13 protein-coding genes and 1 riboswitch are annotated in these 22117 nt (G+C 72.9%); of the genes, 10 read left to right on the forward strand and 3 right to left on the reverse strand.

The features are described from left to right. Positions 1-90 precede the first annotated feature (90 nt). Positions 91-1377, forward strand: coding sequence for a cell division protein PerM (locus JOD48_RS06225; protein WP_191789429.1), 1287 nt, complete (start codon positions 91-93; stop codon positions 1375-1377). Positions 1378-1398: 21 nt separating this feature from the next. Here JOD48_RS06225 and JOD48_RS06230 read toward each other — a convergent pair whose 3' ends face one another. After that, on the reverse strand, positions 1399-1968 hold the full coding sequence (locus JOD48_RS06230) for a hypothetical protein (protein WP_204808084.1): 570 nt from the start codon (positions 1966-1968) through the stop codon (positions 1399-1401). 160 nt (positions 1969-2128) lie between these two features. Here JOD48_RS06230 and purN point away from each other — a divergent pair, with 160 nt between their 5' ends. The 4 genes from purN to purH all read left to right on the forward strand — a co-directional run bounded on the left by purN (position 2129) and on the right by purH (position 5909). Further along, the gene (gene purN, locus JOD48_RS06235; RefSeq protein WP_056762537.1) at positions 2129-2770 is read left to right on the forward strand and encodes a phosphoribosylglycinamide formyltransferase; all 642 of its coding nucleotides are present in this window, start codon (positions 2129-2131) and stop codon (positions 2768-2770) included. 184 nt (positions 2771-2954) lie between these two features. Continuing rightward, a complete protein-coding gene (locus JOD48_RS06240; RefSeq protein ID WP_191795795.1) occupies positions 2955-3338 on the forward strand; it encodes an ArsR/SmtB family transcription factor in 384 nt (127 codons plus the stop codon). Beyond that, positions 3335-3823, forward strand: coding sequence for an SRPBCC family protein (locus JOD48_RS06245; protein ID WP_204808086.1), 489 nt, complete (start codon positions 3335-3337; stop codon positions 3821-3823). Before JOD48_RS06240 ends, JOD48_RS06245 begins: the two co-directional genes overlap by 4 nt. 279 nt (positions 3824-4102) lie before the next feature. Continuing rightward, positions 4103-4190, forward strand: a riboswitch (ZMP/ZTP riboswitch). A 48-nt stretch (positions 4191-4238) separates the two neighbouring features. Further along, on the forward strand, positions 4239-5909 hold the full coding sequence (gene purH / locus JOD48_RS06250; RefSeq protein ID WP_204808088.1) for a bifunctional phosphoribosylaminoimidazolecarboxamide formyltransferase/IMP cyclohydrolase: 1671 nt from the start codon (positions 4239-4241) through the stop codon (positions 5907-5909). 177 nt (positions 5910-6086) lie between these two features. On the opposite strand, the gene JOD48_RS06255 is transcribed toward purH, so the two are convergent. Further along, positions 6087-7496, reverse strand: a complete 1410-nt coding sequence (locus JOD48_RS06255; protein ID WP_307824004.1) for an NAD(P)/FAD-dependent oxidoreductase — start codon at positions 7494-7496, stop codon at positions 6087-6089. Positions 7497-7547: 51 nt separating this feature from the next. Here JOD48_RS06255 and JOD48_RS20115 point away from each other — a divergent pair, with 51 nt between their 5' ends. Then, positions 7548-8048, forward strand: a complete 501-nt coding sequence (locus JOD48_RS20115) for a DUF3017 domain-containing protein (RefSeq protein WP_204808092.1) — start codon at positions 7548-7550, stop codon at positions 8046-8048. Positions 8049-8137: 89 nt separating this feature from the next. Here the strand turns inward: JOD48_RS20115 and JOD48_RS06265 are convergent, their stop codons facing one another. Further along, a complete protein-coding gene (locus JOD48_RS06265) occupies positions 8138-9223 on the reverse strand; it encodes an aquaporin (protein WP_191789422.1) in 1086 nt (361 codons plus the stop codon). 374 nt (positions 9224-9597) lie between these two features. On the opposite strand from JOD48_RS06265, the gene JOD48_RS06270 reads away from it, so the two are divergent. From JOD48_RS06270 to pulA, 4 genes are all read left to right on the forward strand, one after another. Next, positions 9598-10815: an NADP-dependent isocitrate dehydrogenase gene (locus JOD48_RS06270; protein ID WP_191789421.1), complete on the forward strand. Its 1218-nt coding sequence runs from the start codon at positions 9598-9600 to the stop codon at positions 10813-10815. Positions 10816-11026: 211 nt separating this feature from the next. Beyond that, complete coding sequence (locus tag JOD48_RS06275; protein WP_204808095.1) at positions 11027-12013, forward strand: malate dehydrogenase; 987 nt, start codon at positions 11027-11029, stop codon at positions 12011-12013. 119 nt (positions 12014-12132) lie between these two features. Further along, on the forward strand, positions 12133-15747 hold the full coding sequence (locus JOD48_RS06280; protein ID WP_204808097.1) for an ATP-binding cassette domain-containing protein: 3615 nt from the start codon (positions 12133-12135) through the stop codon (positions 15745-15747). Between the two features lie 202 nt (positions 15748-15949). After that, positions 15950-22117, forward strand: coding sequence for a pullulanase-type alpha-1,6-glucosidase (pulA, locus tag JOD48_RS06285; RefSeq protein ID WP_204808099.1), 6168 nt, complete (start codon positions 15950-15952; stop codon positions 22115-22117).

The following is a 22117-nucleotide window of genomic DNA, read 5'->3' on the forward strand; positions in this document are numbered from 1 at the left end:
GCCCGGTCGCGCACCGGGCAGGTGCGCTGATCGCGGGCGCGCCGCCCGACCTGCACCGCCAGGGCCGACCGATCGACGACGATGGAGACCATGACCACGCCCACCCAGTCCGTCGCCGGGCGACGGGCACCCCGTACGGTCGAGGAGCCCGCCCGCGGTCCTCGTCGTCCCCTCGAAGCCCCACGGCGCTGGATCTCGGGCATGGTCGCCGCGCTCCAGGCGCTCGCGCTCTCGCTGGCCGTGGTGATCCTGCCGGCCGTCGCGGCATTCCTCGCGTCCTCGGCCGGGCCCGGCGACGGCGACGCGGGGGGATGGGGCCAGTCGGTGTCGGTCGCGGCCGGGTTCTGGCTCCTGGCCCACGGCGTCCCGCTCGCGGCCGCAGGCACCTCGATCACCCTGGTGCCGCTCGGCCTCACGTTCCTGGTGGTCTTCACGTGCTTCGCGTCGGCCCGCCGCTCGGCGCACACCGCGACGTCGTCGTGGGCGGTCGGGGTCGGGGTCTACGCGGTCGCGACGCTCGTCATCGCGCTGCTCGCCGGGTCCGCCCCGGGGTGGGACGTCCTGTTCGCGCTGCTGGGCGGGACGGTCGTCGCGGGGGTCGGCCTCGGTGCCGGGATCCTCTCGCGCCCTGACGCTCCACGGGTCGGCGACCTGACCGCGGCCCTCGACCCCTACGTCCCGCCCGTCGTGCGGCTCGGGGCCCGTGCGGGCCTGCTGGGCCTGGCCCTGCTGGTCGGGGTGTCGAGCCTCGTGGTCGGCGCCTGGGTCGTCGCGGGCCGGGCGACGTCGGGGGACATCGTCGTGGGCCTTGCGCCAGGCCTGCTCGGCGGACTGATCCTCGCGGTCTCGCAGCTCGCGGTCGTCCCGAACCTGGTGCTCTGGGTGAGCTCCTGGATCGCGGGCCCCGGCTTCGTGGTGGGCGAGGGGAGCAGCTTCACGACGAGCGCGTCCGAGCCGGGTGCGCTGCCCGCCGTCCCCCTCCTGGGCGCCCTGCCCGGACCCGAGTGGACCACGGTCCTGGCCTCGTTCGCGCCCGTGGTCGTCGTGCTCCTGGGCGTCGTCGCCGGGGTGTTCGTGTGGCGACGCTGCGGTGGGCACGACGCCCGGTGGGCGGACCTGGGGCTCGCGCTGCTGGGTCTCGCCCTCACGGCCGGGCTGCTCGTGGTGACCCTGCAGCTCGTGGCGGGTGGCGCCGTCGGGCCGGGGCGCATGGCGCAGGTCGGTGCCCCGCCCCTGCTCGCCGGAGGCATCGTCGCCGCCGAGCTCGCGGGCGGGGCGGCGCTCGCCCTCGTGTGGGGCAAGGCCGCCGTCACCGAGCGGGTGCGTCACCGACACGACGACGCCGCGCCCGACGACGCGGCCGCACCCGTCGACTGACGCGGGGGCGACCGGCCGGGCCTACTGGCCCAGCCGGTCCTTGGTCCACTGCTCGCGCGCCTGCTCGTACTGGACCGCGCACTCCTGCTGCGCGGCGACCGTGATGGCGCCGTCGAGGCACTGCTGGTTGTCGAGCTCGACGTCCCACATGGCGAGCCCGCCCAGCATCGACAGCGACATGGTCGCGGTCAGGCCCAGCCCGACGGCGACCGCGGGCAGCAGCGCGCCGCCCAGGCGGGCGCGCCAGACCGCGCGCATCGCGCGGACCCCGAACACGATGGTCACGACCGCGAAGAAGAGGCTCGAGACCCGCCACGGGAACGCGAGCGAGCTCGTGACGAGCGTGACGAGCATGAGCAGCCCGAAGTGCAGCACCTGCCGCGTCGTCGCGCGCAGCGTGTCGGGGTCGACGGGCACGGGAGGTTCGCCCGGTGCGGGAGGGCCGCCGGCGGGACGCCCGGGCCGGGCCTGACCCGGCGGCACGCCCTGGGTGGGGGGAGCCGGGGGGCCCTGCACCGGGGGAGGGGTGGGCTTGCGCGCCTCGTCGGTCGGCTTCTGGCCGGGACGTGGGGGCGCGTACGGGTTGCCCATGGGCAGCTCCTCGGTGCTTCGCGGGTGGCGACGGCGCGGACCGGTGCGCAGCCCCCGCCCGGTGGAGGGAGCAGACCGGCACCTCTCCGGCGCGGACTAGGGTGGTACCTGGCTTTTCTCCCCCCATTCTCCACCACTGCCGACGCCTCCGAGGAGCACCGTGCGCACACCTTCCGGTCAGCCCATCGACACGACGAGCGCGGCGCGGGTCGTCGTCCTGGTCTCGGGGGCGGGCAGCAACCTCGCTGCGCTCCTCGCGGCGCACGAGGACCCCGCCTACGGGGCGCGGGTCGTGGGTGTCGTCACGGACAAGCCGGGCGCGGGGGCGCTCGACCTGGCGCGCGAGGCGGGGGTCGCGTCGGTCGTCGTCGCGCCGGGCGACTTCGCGGACCGCGACGCGTGGAACGACGGCGTCGCGGAGGCCGTGGCGGTCTTCTCGCCGGACCTGGTGGTCCTCGCGGGCTTCATGCGCATCCTGAGCCCGGCGTTCGTGGACCGGTTCGCGGGCCGGACGATCAACACGCACCCGGCGTTGCTGCCGTCCTTCCCGGGCGCCCACGGGGTGCGCGACGCGCTCGCGTACGGCGTCAAGGTCACGGGCTGCACGGTCCACGTGGTCGACAACGGCGTGGACACGGGGCCGATCATCGCGCAGGCGACCGTGGCGGTCGAGGACGCCGACGACGAGTCCACGCTGCACGAGCGCATCAAGGTCGCCGAGCGGGCGCTGCTGGTCGAGACGGTCGGCCGGGCGGCGCGCGAGGGCCTGCGGGTCGAGGGTCGCCGGGCGCTGCTGGGCTGACGCCACGTGTCGCACGAGAGGGGTTCACCTGTTCGAGACGGGTGCTTGGACGACGGTCCGGGGGGACCCGTCTCGGACGGGAAGACCCGTCTCGCGGCAGGCCGTTGAATCGGCCTCTTGACCTGCTCCTTGATCAACGAGTACGTTGATCAACGTAACTGTTGATCACGACGAGCAGGCCGACATGACCCTCCTGGACGACCCGCACGACGAGTCAGGCACCGACGACCTCGACCGCGCGTTCCTCGCGCTGGCCGACCCGGTCCGCCGGAGCATCGTCGCCACGCTGTCCAGAGGACCGGCAACGGTCAACGAGCTCGCCGCACCCTTCCCCATCACGAAGCAGGCCGTGTCCCGGCACATCCAGGTCCTCGAGACCGCGGGTCTCATCACCCGCAGCCGGGACGGCCAGCGACGACCCTGCCACCTCGACCCCGCCGCGCTCGAACGGCTCACGGCGTGGATCGACGAGTACCGGCTCACCGCGGAGCGGCAGTACCGCCGGCTCGACGCCCTCCTCGGGCGGCTCCAGGCACCGTCGTCGGACCCATCGAAGGAGCAGTCATGAGCAGCACGCACCCCACGACCGTCACGGCCCCTCCGGGGACGCCCTTCATCGAGGTCGTGCGCGACGTCGACGCCCCGCGTCCCCTCGTGTTCCGGGCCTTCACCGACCCGACGCTCGTCACGCAGTGGCTCGGTCCCCGTCGCTACGAGATGGTCCTCGACCACTGGGACGCCAGGACGGGCGGCTCGTGGGCCTACGCCCACCGCGCGGGCGAGGAGGAGTACGGGTTCTTCGGCACGTTCCACTCGGTCGTCCCGGACACCCGGGCCGTCCAGACCTTCGAGTTCGCTGGTGCCCCCGGGCACGTGAGCCTCGACGAGGTCACGTTCGAGGACCTGCCGGGCGGCGGGACCAGGATCGTCACGCGCTCGGTCCACCAGTCGGTCGAGGCGCGGGACGCCATGGTCGGCTCGGGCATGGCCGACGGCATGAGCGAGGGCTACGACCGCCTCGACGAGCTGCTGGCCTCGGACGTCGTCGCCTGACGGCGGCCCTCCGCCGCCGAGGCCCGCAGCGCCCTCCGTCGAGATGCGGCGATTTGGGGTCCGGTGCGCTCTCCGACCCCAGGTGGCCGCATCTCACGTGCAGCCCAGCGCGCCGAGACACGTGCAGCCCAGCGCGCCGAGACTCGTGACACCCCGCCGTTCGGAACCCGGGGGCGGGCCCGACGGCGCCACGCGCCCCGGGGGAGCGGGGCGCCCCGGGTGCGGGGCGCCGTCGGGCCACCGCGCCCCGGACCGCCCGCCCCGGGGCGCGGTAGGATCGGAGGCGGCCGCGACTGGCGAGGGTGGGAACGACCACCGGGGAGCGTCCGATCGACCTGTTGGTGCGTCGTCCGCCTGGGCGCCTGGGTGACCGGTATCTTCCCGCGACCCGCTGACGACCCACAGGAGCCCCTTGATGTCCGCAAGCTCGCCCGCAGCCCCCACCTCTCCCGACGTCCAGATCGCCGACGACGCCCAGCGCCCCGTGCGCCGCGCCCTCCTGAGCGTCTACGACAAGACCGGCCTCGTCGAGCTCGCCACGGCTCTGCACGCCGCGGGCGTCGAGCTCGTCTCGACCGGCTCGACCGCGTCCACGATCGCCGCCGCCGGAGTCCCCGTGACCAAGGTCGAGGACCTCACCGGGTTCCCCGAGTGCCTCGAGGGGCGCGTCAAGACGCTGCACCCGCGCGTGCACGCCGGCATCCTCGCGGACACCCGCAAGCAGGACCACCTCGACCAGCTCGCGCAGCTCGAGATCGCACCGTTCGAGCTCGTGGTCGTCAACCTCTACCCGTTCGCGGACACGGTCGCGTCGGGCGCCGGTCCGGACGCCGTGATCGAGCAGATCGACATCGGCGGCCCCTCGATGGTCCGCGCCGCGGCGAAGAACCACCCGAGCGTGGCCGTCGTCGTCGACCCGGCCGCGTACGGCGACGCGGTCGCCGCGGTCCAGCGCGGCGGCTTCACGTACGCCCAGCGCAAGGCGCTCGCGGCGCAGGCGTTCGTGCACACCGCGACCTACGACGTCGCGGTCGCGTCCTGGATGAGCAGCGTCGTCGCGCCCACGGACGCCGCGGAGGTCGACGGCGAGACCGTCCACACCGGCTTCCCCGCCTGGGTCGGCGCCACCTGGGACCGTGCCGACGTGCTGCGCTACGGCGAGAACCCGCACCAGCGCGCCGCGCTCTACACCAACGGGCACGGCGCCACGGGCCTCGCGCAGGCGACCCAGCTCCACGGCAAGGCCATGAGCTACAACAACTACGTCGACGCGGACGCCGCGTGGCGTGCCGCGCACGACCACGGCGACGCCCCGACGGTCGCGATCATCAAGCACGCCAACCCGTGCGGTGTCGCGGTCGGCGCCGACGTCGCCGACGCGCACGCCAAGGCTCACGCGACCGACCCGGTCTCCGCGTACGGCGGGGTCATCGCGACCAACGCGGTGGTGAGCGCGGCCGCGGCCGAGCAGATCGCGGGCGTGTTCACCGAGGTCGTCGTGGCCCCGGGCTACGAGCCTGAGGCGCTCGAGATCCTCTCGCGCAAGAAGAACGTCCGCCTGCTCCAGGTCGACGGCGCCCCGAGCGCGGGCGTCGAGATCCGGCCCATCTCGGGCGGTCTGCTCATGCAGCAGGTCGACCGCATCGACGCCGCGTCCGAGACCGGCGGCGACAGCCCCGCGTCGTGGACGCTCGCGACGGGCGAGGCCGCGGACGCCGAGACGCTCGCGGACCTCGAGTTCGCGTGGCGGGCCGTGCGCGCCGCGAAGTCGAACGCGATCCTGCTCGCCAAGGGCGGGGCTGCGGTCGGCATCGGGATGGGGCAGGTCAACCGCGTCGACTCGTGCCGCCTGTCGGTCGAGCGCGCCAACACGCTCGGCGCCGAGGGCGAGGAGCGTGCGCGCGGCTCGGTCGCCGCGTCCGACGCGTTCTTCCCCTTCGCGGACGGTCTGCAGGTCCTGCTCGACGCGGGAGTGAAGGCCGTGGTCCAGCCCGGTGGGTCGGTCCGTGACGACGAGGTCATCGCGGCGGCGCAGGCGGCCGGCGTCACGCTGTACCTGACGGGCACGCGCCACTTCGCGCACTGACCCGTCCGCAGGGCCGGTCCGTCCGCAGGGCGGGTCGGCGCCTGGCTGGGGCCGAGCATGCGGTTGCCGTCGCTCGACCATGCGGTTGTCGTCCGGATCCACGCGGATCCGGACGACAACCGCATGCTCGGCAGCGGGGCTGGGGAGCGGGAATCGGCAGCGGGGGGGGCGGGGGGCTCAGACGACCGCGTCGCGCAGCCTGCGGCTGGGGTCCGTCGCGACCTCGACGTCCACGTGCAGCGCCACGTCACGGTTCATGAGCTTGCGCACCTGACCCACCTCGCGCGGCGCGTCGACCACGAGGATCGCGCGCACGGTCGCGAGCCGGTGCCCCTCGGCGTTCGTGCGGTGCGCCCCCGCCACGGTCTCGAGGTAGAGCGCGGTCCAGCCCTCGTGGCCCGTGGCGCCGCCGCTCGGGTCACCGCGGTAGACGACCTCGTGGAACGGCGAGGGCGTGCCGAACAACGCGATGTCGTGCCCGAGCTGCTGCGAGAACACGTACGGCGCGTGCTGGGGGACCGGTGCCAGCCCCAGCAGCTCGCGGACGGGTTGCGGCTCGGCGGGCATCTCGTCGATCCCGAGGATGGCCCGCACGGTCGGCTCGGGGTCGTGCAGGGCCGCCGACCAGTGCCCGCCGGGCACGGGCCCGAACACCGCGTTGTCGCGCGTCGCGCAGTCGCCCACGGCGTACAGCCGGCGGAGCGCCTTGAGGGGCAGGTGCCCCGAGGTGCCCGACGGCGCCGCGACGGTCGGGGGAGCCACGCGCCCTGCGCCGTTGACCCGGATCGAGCCGCGCGGGTCGAGCGGGAGCGTGCCCTTGAGCCACGCGGTCGCGGGCTTGGCGCCGACCGCGGCCAGGACCAGGTCGCCCTCGATCGTCCGCCCGTCCGCGAGCACCACGGACCGCGGGCCCACCTCGGTGACCTGGGCCCCGGTGAGCAGGCGAGCGCCGGCGTCGGCGTACCAGCGGACGAGGTGCCCACCGACCTCGGCGCCGAGCTGACGCTCGAGCGGGGTCTGCGCGGCCTCGAGCACCGTGACGTCGCACCCGGCCTTCGACGCGACCCCGGCGACCTCCGCGCCGATCCAGCCCGCGCCGATCGAGACCAGGCGCGTGCCGGGGGTGAGGCGTTCGCGCAGGTGAGCAGCGTCGTCGGCGGTGTGCAGGGTCAGGGCGGCCTCCCAGCCGGGCGGGCGCACGGGTTCGGAGCCCAGGGCGAGGACCGCGACGTCGGCCGTGACGCGTCGGCCGGAGCGGGTCGTGACCGTGACGGACTCGGTGCCGGGCTCGAGGTCGACCGCCGGGTCGTCGAGCAGCGCCTCGTCGGCGAGGACGCTGACGTCGACCCCGATCTCCTCGGTCAGCCAGGCCGGGTCCGGCCGGGTGAGGAGCTCCTTGGACAGCGGCGGGCGGTCGTAGGGCGGCACCCCCTCCGACCCGAGGATCGTCACGCGACCCGTGAACCCGTGTGCCCGCAGGGCCGCGACGGTCTGAGCGCCGGCGAGACCTGCGCCCACGACGACGACCGACCCGGCCGCAGGGCGCCGCGAGTGCGGCAGGACAGCAGTGGTGACTGGTGAGGGCACGATCCCTACGGTAGTCGGCGGTAGGCTCGGACTCGTGAACTGGTGGGAAGCGTGAGCGACGTCACCGCGCCCGGGCGCGGACCGCACAACGGCACCCCGACGCAGCATCGACCGCCGGCGGCACCCGCCTGGCACCGGCTCGACGGCGCGTCGGAGACCGCGGGCGCCGCAGAGGGACAGGCAGCGCCCGGGGACCCGCTCGCACCTGTCGCCCCGCCCTCCGGGATCCCCCGGGTCTCCGGCGGCGACGGGGGTACCAAGCCTCTCGACCGGCCGTCGACGGTCGTCGTGCCCGCCCCCCAGAGCAACCTCGCGATGTGGCTCGTCCTCGCCGGGGTGCTGCTCGCGGTCGCGGTGACGCTGGTCGTCGGGGCGCGCGCGGGAGTGCTGGTCCTCGTGGGGATCCTCGTCGCCGGGGCGGGAGTCCGGGCCTTCCTGCCAGGTCCGGGACCCGTGGGGCTCACGGTCCGCACCCGCTGGACCGACGTCATCATGTACCTCTTCATGGCTGGCGCCATGGGCACGCTCGCCGTCACCGTCCCCAACATCTGACGGCCGCTGCGCCCGGGACCGCCCGGGACGGCACGAGGCCCGGCCCGCAGCAGCGGACCGGGCCTCGTCGCGTCGGCAGAGCCGCGGTGTCAGGCCTTGGGGGCCGAGCCGCCGGTCGGCTCGTCGCCCGAGGTGTCGGTGCTCGTGCCCGTCTCCGGGGCCTCGGCGACCTCGACGGTCTCGGTCACCTCGACCGTCTCGACCGTCTCGACAGCGGCCGGAGCCGCTGCGGCGGGAGACGTCGCTCCCTCGGCGACCGCGGCAGCGGTCGCGGTGCCGGCGGTGCCTGCGGACTTCTCGGCCACGACCGCGGCCTCGTCGACCACGAAGACCTCGTCCTCGGCCAGGAGGTCGTCCTGGACGGGGGCGAAGGCGAACGCACGGTAGAACAGGGCGGCGATCGCCGCGCCCGCGAGCGGGGCGACGATGAAGAGCCAGAGCTGGCTCCAGGTCCACCCGCCGGCGAAGACGGCGGCGGCGAACGAGCGGGCGGGGTTGAGCCCTGCGTTCGTGAACGGCGCGACGACGATCAGCAGCACCGTGAGGGTCAGGCCGATCGCGACCGGCGCGAGCTTGGAGTTCGAGCGCTTGTCCGTGACGCCGAGGATCACGCCGACGAAGATGGCGGCCGCGACGATCTCGATGATGAGGGCCGACCAGACGCTGAACGAGAAGGCGCCGTTCGTCGCGGTCGCGAGCGGGGAGTGCTCCCCGAAGCCGTTGGCGGTCGCGGAGAGGAAGGCCTGCTGCGTCGCGTCGGCGATCAGGCCGCTCTGCTGGAGCACGGGGAGCGCGGAGGCGGGGATGGTCGCGAAGAGCACGGCGGAGGCGATGACGCCACCGACGAGCTGGGCGAGCCAGTAGGGGAGGACGTCGGCCCAGGCGGTGCGGCCGCCGATGGCCGCGCCGAGCGTCACGGCCGGGTTGAAGTGTCCGCCGGACACGTGCCCGACCGCGGCGATCCCTCCGAGCAGCGCGATACCGCCGGCGAGAGCGACGCCGATCGTGCCCGTGCCGAGGCCGCCGACGCTGTAGAGCGCTGCGCCGAGGATCGCGAGGACGAGGAAGAACGTGCCGAAGGCTTCGGCGCCGAGCCGGGCGAGCAGGCTCGGCCCGACCACGACGGTCGTCTCGTCGACGACGACTGCGTCAGGTGCTGAAGTGTCCTGGGACATGGTGTTCCTGTCTGGTGTCTGTAAGGGGTCCGGGAAGGCCGGACGTTCGGGATGAACATGCGAGGTCGGTGCAGAACCGGCATCTCGGAGGCATCCTGCCACCGATGTCTGGGAGTTCGCTGATCAGTTCGTGACCAGTCTCACTCCGCGAGCGCGACCGCGCCAGAGGGGCGGGCCGGGGCCCGCTGGTGGGCGGCGCCGTCGGGGCGTGCCGTGCTCTGCCGCGCGCACCGGACGGAAAGTATCTTGATGTCGAGAAGTCGAGTACCCTGGGCGGCGGTCAGCATCAACGGTTCGCGCGCGCGAGTTCCGGCACTCGCCGGTAGCCCCCGGGCGGCCGCAGGTTCCCCTCGCAGAGTTGGAGTTACCCCCGCATGGGCAAGATCAAGGTCGTCAATCCGGTCGTCGAGCTCGACGGTGACGAGATGACGCGCATCATCTGGCAGTTCATCAAGGACCGCCTCATCTACCCCTACCTCGACATCGACCTCAAGTACTACGACCTGTCGATCGAGAACCGCGACGCCACCGACGACCAGGTGACGATCGACGCGGCGAACGCCATCAAGCAGTACAACGTGGGCGTCAAGTGCGCGACCATCACCCCCGACGAGGCACGCGTCGAGGAGTTCGGCCTGAAGAAGATGTGGGTCTCCCCGAACGGGACCATCCGCAACATCCTCGGTGGCGTCGTCTTCCGCGAGCCCATCATCATCTCGAACATCCCGCGCCTGGTGCCGGGCTGGAACAAGCCGATCATCATCGGCCGTCACGCCCACGGCGACCAGTACAAGGCGACCAACTTCAAGGTCCCCGGCGCCGGCACCCTGACGCTCACCTACACGCCTGCCGACGGCTCCGAGGAGATCAAGCAGACCGTCGTCACCTACGGCGACGACGGTGGCGTGGCCATGGGCATGTACAACTTCAACGAGTCCATCAAGGACTTCGCGCGCGCCTCGTTCGCGTACGGCCTGCAGCGCAACTACCCGGTGTACCTGTCGACCAAGAACACGATCCTCAAGGCCTACGACGGCCAGTTCAAGGACCTGTTCCAGGAGGTCTTCGACGCCGAGTTCAAGGACCAGTTCGAGGCCGCCGGCCTCACCTACGAGCACCGCCTCATCGACGACATGGTCGCCTCGGCCATGAAGTGGGAGGGCGGCTACGTCTGGGCCTGCAAGAACTACGACGGCGACGTCCAGTCCGACACCGTCGCGCAGGGCTTCGGCTCGCTCGGCCTCATGACGTCGGTCCTCATGACCCCCGACGGCAAGACCGTCGAGGCCGAGGCCGCGCACGGCACCGTGACGCGTCACTACCGCCAGCACCAGCAGGGCAAGCCGACGTCGACCAACCCGATCGCGTCGATCTTCGCCTGGACCCGTGGCCTCATGCACCGCGGCAAGATCGACGGCACCCCCGAGGTCACGGCGTTCGCCGAGACGCTCGAGGACGTCGTCATCAAGACGGTCGAGTCCGGCAAGATGACCAAGGACCTCGCGCTCCTGGTCGGCCCGGAGCAGGAGTGGCTGACGACCGAGGACTTCCTCGCGGCGCTCGACGAGAACCTGGCCGCACGCCTGGCCTGATCCTCGTCCCCGCACGCCCGACGGCGCCGCTCACCTCCTCCGGTGAGCGGCGCCGTCGGGCGTTCTCAGGGGTGGGGGACGGGGCCGCGCACGGCCCGACGCGGCCCCGCGCGTGCGGCGCGGGCACCGCCCGCGGGTGTGACGGACGCCCCACGGACGAGGTTCGCGAGTACCCCTGGGGAGCGCGGGGGCGTTGTGACAGAGTGTGGCCATGACAACTCCCGTGAACGTGACCGTGACCGGAGCCGCCGGTCAGATCGGTTACGCCCTGCTGTTCCGCATCGCCGCAGGTCAGCTCCTCGGACCGGACGTGCCCGTCCGCCTGCGACTGCTCGAGATCCCCCAGGGGGTGAAGGCGGCGGAAGGCACCGCGATGGAGCTCGACGACTGCGCCTTCCCGCTGCTGGCGGGCATCGACATCTTCGACGACCCGCGCGCCGGGTTCGAGGGGGCCAACGTCGGCCTGCTCGTCGGAGCGCGTCCCCGCGGCCCGGGCATGGAGCGCGGCGACCTCCTCGAGGCCAACGGTGGCATCTTCAAGCCGCAGGGCGAGGCGATCAACGCCGGCGCGGCCAGCGACGTCCGCGTGCTCGTCGTCGGGAACCCGGCGAACACCAACGCGCTCATCGCCGCGTCGAACGCCCCCGACGTGCCGAAGGACCGCTTCACCGCCATGACGCGCCTCGACCACAACCGCGCGCTGACGCAGGTCGCCAAGCGTGCGGGCGTACCCGTCTCCGAGGTCCGCAAGGTCAGCATCTGGGGCAACCACTCGGCCACGCAGTACCCGGACGTCTTCCACGCCGACGTCGCCGGTCGCCCGGGTGCCGAGCTCGCCGCCGACTCGGCCTGGCTCACGGGCGAGTTCATCCCGACCGTCGCGAAGCGCGGTGCGGCGATCATCGACGCGCGCGGCGCCTCGTCGGCCGCCTCGGCCGCGAACGCCGCGATCGACCACGTGTTCGACTGGGTCAACGGCACGCCCGAGGGCGACTGGACGAGCGCGGGCATCGTGTCCGACGGGTCGTACGGCGTCCCCGAGGGCCTCATGGCCTCGTTCCCCGTGGTCTCGCGCGGCGGGCGCTGGGAGATCGTCCAGGGCCTGGAGATCTCGGACTTCTCGCGCGAGCGCATCGACGCCTCGGTCGCGGAGCTCGTCGAGGAGCGCGACGCGGTGCGCGGGCTCGGCCTGATCTGACCTCGTCCCGGGAGCCGGACCCGAGGGTGGCCACGCAGCCCGTCGTGGTCGTCTGACCACCCTCGGCGTCGGAAAATCCCTGCGTGCGCGTCGGACCCCCGCCATAGGATCGACGCGCCATGACCGATGCACCCACCGGCACTCCGACCGGCCCAGACCATGTCGTCCCTTCCCCGTCCGTCACCTCGACGGACCCCGCGCGCCGCCTCGACTGGCGGCGCCTGCGCGGGCCCCAGGCCGTCGTCGCGCTCGTCGCGCTCACGATCGGTGCGATCGGTGCCGCGTACGGCACCGTGGTCGCGGGCTGGCTCGCCGCGGACCCGACGACGGCGACGCTCCAGCTCCTCGCCGCGTGCGTCGTCGGCGCGGCCCTGCTCGACACCGTCGGACAGGTGGTCTGGGCCGGGGTCGTCGACCGGGCCGAGGGGCGCCTGCGCGGAGACCTGCTCTCCGCGGCCCTGCACCAGCCGCTGGACACCCTCACCGAGCAGGCCGTGGGCGAGGTGCTGGACCGCGTCGACGACGACACCCATGCCGTCGGCACGCTCGTGCGTCGTCAGGCGTGGGGTGCAGGACGCACGCTCGTCGGCGTGGTCCCCATGTGGGTCGTGGCCGGGCTGACGTGGTGGCCCGCGTGGATCCTGTTCCCCGTGCTCGGCCTGGTCGCCGGGCTGGTCGTGCGCCCCATGCTCGGGGAGATCGCTCGCCGGAAGGTGATCGAGGAGGCGGCCTGGACGGACCATGCGGCCGCGTTCGAGGAGGCCGTGGCCGCGCGCGACGACCTGCGCACGAGCCTGGGCCAGTCGTTCGCCGTGCGCAGGCTCGCCGAACGGTCGGCGCAGGTCCACCGACGCTTCGAGTCCGTTCTCTCGGTCGAGTCGAGCATGCTCCGGCGTGCCGGGCTCGTGCTCGCCTCGCTCCTCGCAGGTGTGGCGGTCTCGGGTGCGGCGCTCGCCGCGGACGGCCAGCTGGGCGTCGACCGTCTCGTCACGCTGTTCCTGGTCACGTCGATGTTCGTGGGGCAGACCGACAACCTCGTCCACCACCTGCCCGACATCCAGGAGGGGCTCGGGGCGCTCACGCGCATCCGGCAGATGCTCTCGGTCGCCCCCGAGCCGGTGGGTGGGCGCCCCGTCCCGGAGGGCCCCGTGGGCATCGAGCTCCGGGACGTCCACTTCTCCTACGCCGAGGGCACGTTCGCCCTCGACGGCGTGAGCCTGGACGTGCCGGCCGGCGCGACGATCGCGCTCGTCGGTCGGACGGGCTCGGGCAAGTCGACCCTCGCGTCGCTGCTGTCCCGGGCGGTCGAGCCGCCCCGCGACGCGGTGTTCGTGGGCGGCGTCGACGTGCGCGACCTCGACCTGCAGGCGCTGCGCGCCGCGGTGGGCGTCGTGACCCAGCGGACCGAGATCCTCGCGGGCACGCTCGCGGAGAACGTCGCGCTGTTCGCCGACGTCCCGCGCTCGTCGATCGAGGACGCGGTGCGCGAGCTGCGCCTCGACGACTGGGTGGCCGGGCTTCCCGACGGGCTCGACACGGTGCTCGGCCCCGGCGGGACGTCCCTGTCGGCGGGGGAGGAGCAGCTCGTCGCGTTCGCCCGCCTCCTGGTGCGCGACGTCCAGGTCGTCGTCCTGGACGAGGCCACGGCGCGCATGGACCCGTTGACCGAGGCCCGGGTCGTGGCCGCCTCGGAGCGGCTGCTCGCGGGCCGCACGGGCGTGCTCGTCGCGCACCGGCTCACGACGATCGAACGCGCCCGCCTGATCGCGGTGCTCGACCGGGGGAGCGTCGTCCAGCAGGGTGACCGGGCCGCGCTCGCGCGGCTCGCGGGTCCCTACCGTGACCTGCTCGAGGCGAGCGTCGCGCAGGACGGGCTCGCGTCGCCGGCACCGGCCGAGGGTGCAGGCAGTCTCGAGCGCGGGGCCCGCCCGGACCACGGGCTCGACGACGCCGGTTCGAGCGGTGAGCGTCCGGCCGCGGCTCCGGGGCAGGCGGACGAGGCCGTCGGCGGTCGGCGCCGACTGGGCGCACCCCCGGTCCTCGCCGACCCGGGAGACGGCCCCAGCCTCGCGCGCGGCGTGCTGCACGCGCTGTTCGTGCGTCCGGCGTGGGGCGTCGTGGGGGCCGGGCTGTTCCTCGTGGCGAGCCTCGTCTCGGCGCAGGGAGCGGTCACCGGGTTCCTCTGGGGGCGCGCCGTCCAGGGGCTCGACGAGGGCTTCCCGGCGGGGCTGCTCGTCCCGTTCGCGGTCCTCCTCGTGGTCGCGCCGCTGTGCCTCGCGCGCGCCCTGTACGTCTACCCGCGCTGGTGGATCGAGGTCCTGCTGCGCGTGCGCATGTCGGTCATGACGGGCCAGACGCGCCAGCACCGGCTCACGGCGACGCCGCCCGGCGAGGTCGTGGCGCGAGCCATGGACGCCGACCGCTTCGTGCGGTACGCGGACCGCTGGGTCGACCTCGTCAACGGGCTCGTCATCGCGGGCGTCACGGCGCTGCTCAGCCGGTCGTGGCTCGCGGGGGCCGTGCTGCTCGCGGTCATGGTCGTGTCGGCCGCTGCGTCGGCGCTCGGCCGACCGATCGCCGGTCGGTCGGCCACACGCTCCTCGGCCGCGCGTGCCCGGTTCGGGCGGTCGCTGGTCTCGGCGCTCGACTCGGCGCGTACCGTCAAGCTCGCGGCCCGGACCCCGCAGGTGCACGCGCACCTGCACGAGGTCGACGCGGGCCGGGTGCGGGCCGCGATCTTCGAGCACCGGGTGCAGGCCGCGCTCGACGGCGTGCCGCTCGTCATGATCCAGCTCGGCGTCGTCGCGGCGTGGGCGGGTCTCCTGACGGGTACGTGGGACCTCGCGACGGCGCTCCTGGTCGCGAACGCGGTCAACGGCTTCGGGTGGTTCGGCGTCGTGGCCGGGGCGGTCGTGACCGAGGCGCCCGGCACCCGGTCCTGGCAGCGGGCGACGAGCCGCCTCGCCGCGGGGGCGGACCTCATGGACGTGCCGCCCGGCGTCGACCTGCTCACCGGTGCGGCGCCCACGCCGGCGCCCAGCCCCCGGCAGGCGCTCGAGCTCCTGGAGCTGGCGGGCGTGAGCGCGCTGCACGACGACGGCACGATCGGTGTGCAGGGCGTCGACCTGACGATCGAGCGCGGCGAGCTCGTGCTGCTGCTCGGCCAGGTGGGTGCGGGCAAGTCGAGCCTCCTCGCGGCCCTCGCCGGGCTCATGGAGCACACGGGCCACATCCGGTGGAACGGGACCGACGTCGAGGACGCGCAGACGTTCCTGCGTCCGGGGCAGGTCGCGCACGTCGCGCAGGTCCCGCGCGTGCTGTCGGGAACGTTCGCCGACAACGTGCGGCTCGGTCACGAGCGTGAGGTCCAGGGACCGGTCGCGGCCGCGCGCATGGAGCGGGACGTGGTCGAGGCGGGCGGGCACGGGGCGCTCGTGGGGCATCGCGGTGTGCGGCTCTCGGGCGGTCAGGTGCAGCGGCTCGCGCTCGCCCGGGCGCTCGCGACCGACGCCGAGCTCCTCCTGGCCGACGACGTGTCGAGCGCCCTGGACGCCGCGACGGAGATCGAGCTGTGGTCGTCGCTGCGCGAGCGCGGGACCACCGTGATCGGTTCGACCTCGAAGCGCGCGGCTCTCGCGCGTGCGGACCGGGTCGTCGTCCTGCACGAGGGTGCGATCGCGGAGGTCGGGCCGTGGCGCGACCTGGCGCCGAGGTGGGGGCATCTCGCGGGCTGACCCGCAGCGTCGATTCGTCCCGTTCCGAGCCTCGTTCGGCGTCTCCTGACAACAAACTCTTGCTGCAACTTTCTGCAAGGGCTACAGTCTGGGTCAGCCGGCGGCGGGGAGCGCCCGGCTCGGGAGACCACGCGGAGCGCAGAGGCTCGGTCGCCCGGCGGTGCGTTCGCACGTCCGACTCCCCGGTGACAAGGGAGTCCTCATGCCAGCACCTGCCCCCAGGCGGTCCTCCAGACCGCGCCGCACCACAGCCTCCCTCGCGGCGATATCGGTCGCGCTGACCGGGCTGACCGGCTTCACGGCCGTCGCCAACGCGGCGACCGGCCCCGCGGCGACCGCGAACGATGCGCCGCGCACCTTCGCGCTCGTCGGCAGCCTCCAGGACGAGGCGGGCTGTGCGGCGGACTGGGACCCGGCCTGCGCCGCGACCGAGCTCGTGCCGACCGGCACCGACGGCGTCTTCTCGGCCGACTTCCAGGTGCCCGCGGGCACCTACGAGTACAAGGTCGCCGTGAACGACTCGTGGGACGAGGCGTACGGCCTGAACGGTGGCGCGGACAACATCCCGCTCGTCGTCGGCGGCCCCACGACCTTGCGCTTCACGTTCGACGACGTCGCCAAGCGCGTCTCGCTCGCGCCCGTCGGGCTCGGAGGAGCCTACGACGAGGCGACCGACGCGCCGATCGTGACCCCGCCCGTGCGCCAGCCGGGCTCGGACGAGCAGTTCTACTTCGTCATGACCGACCGCTTCGCGGACGGCGACCCGACCAACAACGAGGCCGGCATCGAGGGCGGTGCGCTGCGCTCGGGCTACGACCCCACGAACAAGGGCTTCTACCAGGGTGGCGACATCCAGGGCCTGCGCGACCAGCTCGACTACATCGAAGGACTCGGGACCACCGCGATCTGGCTCACGCCGTCGTTCAAGAACAACCCGGTCCAGGGCGAGGGCGAGAACGCCTCGGCGGGCTACCACGGCTACTGGGTCACGGACTTCACGCAGATCGACCCGCACCTGGGGACCAACGCCGAGCTCGAGGCGCTCATCGACGAGGCGCACGCCAAGGGCATCAAGGTCTACTTCGACATCATCACCAACCACACGGCCGACCTGATCGACAACGAGCAGAAGCAGTACTCGTACGTCGACCAGGCGACCGCGCCGTACAAGGACGCAGCGGGCAACGTGTTCGACCCGGCCGACCACGCGGGCAAGGACACGTTCCCCGCGATGGACCCCGCGACGTCGTTCCCCTACACGCCCGTGGTCGCCGACGACGCGAAGGACGCCAAGGTCCCCGCGTGGCTCAACGACACGACGCTCTACCACAACCGCGGCAACTCGACGTGGTCCGGCGAGTCGGTCACCTACGGCGACTTCGACGGCCTGGACGACCTCATGACCGAGAACCCGCGCGTCGTGGACGGGTTCGTCGACGTCTACCAGGGCTGGGTCGACCTCGGCATCGACGGCTTCCGCATCGACACGGTCAAGCACGTCAACTTCGAGTTCTGGGAGACGTGGACCACCGAGGTCCTCGACTACGCCCACTCGAAGGGCAAGGACGACTTCTTCATGTTCGGCGAGATCTACGACGCCGACGCCGCCAAGCTCTCGCCGTACGTCCGCAGGACGGACATGAGCTCGGTCCTCGACTTCGCCTTCCAGTCCTCGGCCGCGAGCTTCGCGAGCGGCAACAGCGCCAAGGGCCTGTCCCAGCTCTTCGCGAGCGACGACATGTACACGACGCCCGACTCGTCGGCCTCGGCGCTGCCCACCTTCCTCGGCAACCACGACATGGGCCGGATCGGGTACCTGCTGCAGACCACGGGTGACGCGCAGCGTCGCGACGAGCTCGCGCACGACCTCATGTACCTCACTCGCGGCCAGCCCGTCGTCTACTACGGCGACGAGCAGGGCTTCGCGGGCGTGGGCGACGGCAAGGACAAGAACGCTCGTCAGTCGCTGTTCGCGACCCAGGTCGGCGAGTACGCGGACCAGCCGCTCGTCACGGGCGAGACGGCCGGCAGCCAGGACCGCTACGACACCACGTCGCCGCTCTACACCCACATCGCGGAGCTCTCCGCGCTGCGTGCCGACAACCCGGCGCTCGCCACCGGGGCTCAGATCGAGCGCTACACGGACTCGGGCGCGGGCGTCTACGCCTTCTCGCGCGTGGACCGCACCGAGAAGGTCGAGCACCTCGTGGGGCTCAACAACTCGACCGCGGCCAAGACGGTCGGCTTCACGACGCTCACGCCGGGAGCGACGTACACGCCGCTCCTCGGGGGTGACCCCGTCACGGCAGGTGCCGACGGCACGGTCTCGCTCACGGTCCCGGCCCTGGGCTCGGTCGTCCTGAAGGCCGACCGTACGGTGGGCGTCGAGTCGACGGGCGACGTGTCGGTCACGGTCCCGGCCGCGGGAGCGGGACTCACCGGGGTCGCCCCGGTCAGCGCGGACGTCGACGACGCCGCGTGGTCCGAGACCAGCTTCGCGTGGCGCGTCGTCGGGTCGGACGAGTGGCAGGGCCTCGGCACGGCCGAGGACACCTCGCCGCGCGTCTTCCACGACGTGAGCGACCTGGCGAAGGGCACGCTCGTCGAGTACCGCGCCGTGACGGTCGACGCCGACGGCGACCGGGCCGCGTCCTCGACGTTCGCGAGCGTGGGGAACGCGGTGAGCGGTGACGAGGAGGTCGAGCCCCCGACGGACATCGACCTGGTCACCGTCCCCGGCAGCCACAACTCCGAGATGGGGTGCGCGGGCGACTGGGCTCCCGGCTGCGAGGCCGCGAAGCTCACCAAGCGCGCCGACGGCGTCTACGCGGGCACGTTCGACGTCCCGGCCGGGACGTACGAGTACAAGGTCGCGATCAACGGCTCGTGGGACCTCAACTACGGCGTGGGCGGCGCGAAGGACGGCTCCAACGCGACGTACACGACTGCGGGCGGCCCGGTGACGTTCTACTGGGACCCGGTCTCGCACGACTTCTCGAGCACGGCCCAGGGCCCGATCGTCACGGTCGCTGGCTCGTTCCAGGACCAGCTCGGCTGCTCGGCAGCCTGGTCTCCGGACTGCCTGGGGTCGTGGTTGCGCGACCCGGACGGTGACGGCGTCTATACGTTCACGACGTCGGCGCTCGCCACGGGCGCCTACGAGGGCAAGGTCACGCACGGCATGAGCTGGGCCGAGAACTACGGCGTCGGCGGCGTCAAGGACGGCCAGAACTACTCGTTCAGCGCGACCGAGGGCAAGGCCGTCACCTTCTCCTACGTGCTGGCGACGCACGTCCTGACGATCGAGGTGGCGGACCCGCCGCTGCCCGGCACGGGCCAGCAGGCGGCGCACTGGGTGAGCAAGGACCTGGTCGCGTGGCCGCGCGAGCTTCTCGCCGGGGCGGACCCGGCGACGCTGGGCTGGACGCTCCACTCGGCGCCGACGGGCGGCCTGAGCGTCGCCGACGGTGCGGTCGTCGCTCCGGAGGGGGCGTCGTCGTACTCCCTCGTCCTGGACCCTGCCGGCCTGCCCGACGACGTCGTAGCCGACTTCCCGGCCCTCGCCGACGCGGTGGCCCTGCGGGTCACGGGCACCGACGGCGAGCCGATCTCCGTGGACGCGGCGACCGCCGCGCTCACGGGTCAGCTCCTGGTCGCCCAGCGCGGCGGACCCGCGGCCGACGCACCGCTCACCGCGACGACCGGGGTGCAGCTCCCGGGCGTCCTGGACGACCTGTTCGCCGAGGGCGCCGCGGACCGCACGCTCGGCGCGAGCATCTACACCAACGGCAAGTGGGCCTCGTTCGCGCTGTGGGCCCCCACGGCCAAGAAGGTCACGCTCCTCGCGTGGCCCGGCACGGGCGACGCCGCGGACCTGAAGACCGAGGACGCCCGGCAGTTCCCTGCCGAGCGCCAGGCGGACGGGACGTGGACGGTCGACGGGAAGGACGCCGACAAGAAGTTCGGCTGGGTCGGTGCCCGATACCTCTACGAGGTCGAGGTCTTCGTCCCGTCGACCGGCAAGGTCGAGACGAACGTCGTGACCGACCCGTACTCGCTCGGGCTCACGCTCAACTCGACGCACTCGGTCGTGGTGGACCTCGACGCGAAGAGCACGCAGCCGAAGGTGTGGAAGGACACCAAGGCTCCTGTCGTGGAGCGGGCCGTCGACCAGACGATCTACGAGCTGCACGTGCGGGACTTCTCGATCGCCGACGCCACTGTGCCGGCCGACAAGCGCGGCACGTACCTCGCGTTCGGGGAGAAGAAGTCGGCCGGCATGAAGCACCTCGCCGAGCTCGCCGACGCGGGCCTGACGACGGTGCACCTGCTCCCGACGTTCGACATCGCGACCATTGAAGAGGACCGGGCCGAGCAGTCGGTCACCGGTGACCTGAGCGGCTTCGCGCCCGACGGCACCGAGCAGCAGGCGGCCGTGTCCGCGATCCGGGGCACGGACGGCTTCAACTGGGGCTACGACCCGCTGCACTTCTCCACGCCCGAGGGCTCGTACGCCGTCGACGCGGAGGGGGCCGCGCGCGTCGCCGAGTTCCGCACCATGGTCGGGTCGCTGCACCAGACCGGGCTCCAGGTCGTGCTCGACCAGGTGTTCAACCACACCGCGGCCAGCGGCCAGGACCCCAAGAGCGTGCTGGACAAGGTCGTGCCCGGCTACTACCACCGCCAGAACACGACGACCGGCGCGGTCGAGACCAGCACGTGCTGCCAGAACCTCGCGACCGAGCACGCCATGACGGGCAAGCTCATGGTCGACTCGGTCGTCACCTGGGCCCGCGACTACAAGGTCGACGGCTTCCGCTTCGACCTCATGGGGCACCACTCGAAGCAGAACATGCTCGACGTCCGGGCCGCGCTCGACGAGCTCACGCCGAAGAAGGACGGCGTGGACGGCAAGGCCGTGTACCTCTACGGCGAGGGCTGGAACTTCGGCGAGGTCGCGGACAACGCACTGTTCGAGCAGGCCACGCAGGGCCAGCTCGGCGGGACGGGCATCGGCACGTTCTCCGACCGCCTGCGCGACGCGGTCCACGGCGGGTCTCCCGTCGACGGGGCGTCGACGTTCACGCAGGGCTTCGGCACGGGCCTCGCGACCGACCCGAACGGGCAGCCCGCCCGGGCGGGGGAGCCTGGCACGGTGAACGACGGGTCTCCCGACGAGCTCGCAGCGCTGGGGCATGAGACGGACCTGGTCCGGCTGGGCCTCGCGGGCAACCTGCGCAGCTTCACGTTCACGACCTCGACGGGCGAGACCCGGCGCGGCGACGAGATCGACTACCGGGGTGCGCCCGCGGGCTACGCGGACTCGCCCGAGGAGATCATCAGCTACGTCGACGCGCACGACAACGAGACGCTGTTCGACCTGCTGACCCTCAAGCTGCCGGCGGACACGTCGATGGCCGACCGGGTGCGCATGAACAACGTCTCGCTCGCCACGACGGCCCTGTCGCAGACGCCGTCGCTGTGGCACGCGGGCACCGACCTGCTGCGTTCCAAGTCGCTCGACCGCAACAGCTACGACTCGGGCGACTGGTTCAACGCGATCGACTGGACCGGGACCGAGAACGGGTTCGGCAAGGGTCTGCCGCTCGAGGCCGACAACGGGGAGAAGTGGCCGCTCATGGCGCCGCTGCTCGCGAACCCGGCGCTCAAGCCGGTCGCGCAGGACATCGAGACGGCGTCCGACAACGCGGCCGACCTGCTGCGGCTGCGGTCCTCGACGGACCTGTTCCGCCTGGGCAGCGCGGACCTCGTCAACGAAAAGGTCACGTTCCCCGACGCGGGGACCGGCCAGACGCCCGGCGTGATCGTCATGAGCATCGACGACACGGTCGGGGCGGACGTGGACGAGGAGCTCGACGGCGCGCTCGTCGTCTTCAACGCCTCGCCCGAACCGGTCACGCAGACGGTCGCGGGGCTGGCGGGCCGCCAGTACGCGCTCTCGCCGGTCCAGGCCGAGGGGCACGACGACGTGGTCAAGGCGACCACGTGGGACGCGGCGACCGGCACGGTCACGGTCCCGGCGCGCACGGTCGCGGTGCTCGTCGAGCCGCGTGCCGCGAAGGTCGAGCTGACCGCCTCGGCGCGCACCCAGTGCGTCGCGGGCCGCGTGACCGTCACGGTCAGCGCGGTCAACGCCGGCGCAGTCCCCGCGACGGTCAGGGTCGAGACGCCGTTCGGTGCCAAGACCTTCACGGGGGTCCTGCCGGGCAAGTCCGCCCAGCAGACGTTCGCGACCCGCCAGACGCAGGTCCCCGCCGCCACGGCCACTGTCACGGGCACGGCGACGATCGACGGCAAGGAGGTCCGGACGGGCTACGACGTGTCGTACGCCGCGCGTGAGTGTGGCTAG

Origin of the sequence: Oerskovia paurometabola (assembly GCF_016907365.1) — a bacterium.
In the GTDB taxonomy this organism is placed as follows: domain Bacteria; phylum Actinomycetota; class Actinomycetes; order Actinomycetales; family Cellulomonadaceae; genus Oerskovia; species Oerskovia paurometabola.

Bases quoted from the DNA above. Each gene is read 5' to 3' on its own strand.
- JOD48_RS06280 (WP_204808097.1), top strand. From the start codon at position 12,133: ATGACCGATGCACCCACCGGCACTCCGACCGGCCCAGACCATGTCGTC.
- pulA (WP_204808099.1), top strand. From the start codon at position 15,950: ATGCCAGCACCTGCCCCCAGGCGGTCCTCCAGACCGCGCCGCACCACA.
- JOD48_RS06275 (WP_204808095.1), top strand. From the start codon at position 11,027: ATGACAACTCCCGTGAACGTGACCGTGACCGGAGCCGCCGGTCAGATC.
- JOD48_RS06245 (WP_204808086.1), top strand. From the start codon at position 3,335: ATGAGCAGCACGCACCCCACGACCGTCACGGCCCCTCCGGGGACGCCC.
- JOD48_RS06270 (WP_191789421.1), top strand. From the start codon at position 9,598: ATGGGCAAGATCAAGGTCGTCAATCCGGTCGTCGAGCTCGACGGTGAC.
- purH (WP_204808088.1), top strand. From the start codon at position 4,239: ATGTCCGCAAGCTCGCCCGCAGCCCCCACCTCTCCCGACGTCCAGATC.
- JOD48_RS06240 (WP_191795795.1), top strand. From the start codon at position 2,955: ATGACCCTCCTGGACGACCCGCACGACGAGTCAGGCACCGACGACCTC.
- JOD48_RS06230 (WP_204808084.1), bottom strand. From the start codon at position 1,968: ATGGGCAACCCGTACGCGCCCCCACGTCCCGGCCAGAAGCCGACCGAC.
- JOD48_RS06225 (WP_191789429.1), top strand. From the start codon at position 91: ATGACCACGCCCACCCAGTCCGTCGCCGGGCGACGGGCACCCCGTACG.
- JOD48_RS06265 (WP_191789422.1), bottom strand. From the start codon at position 9,223: ATGTCCCAGGACACTTCAGCACCTGACGCAGTCGTCGTCGACGAGACG.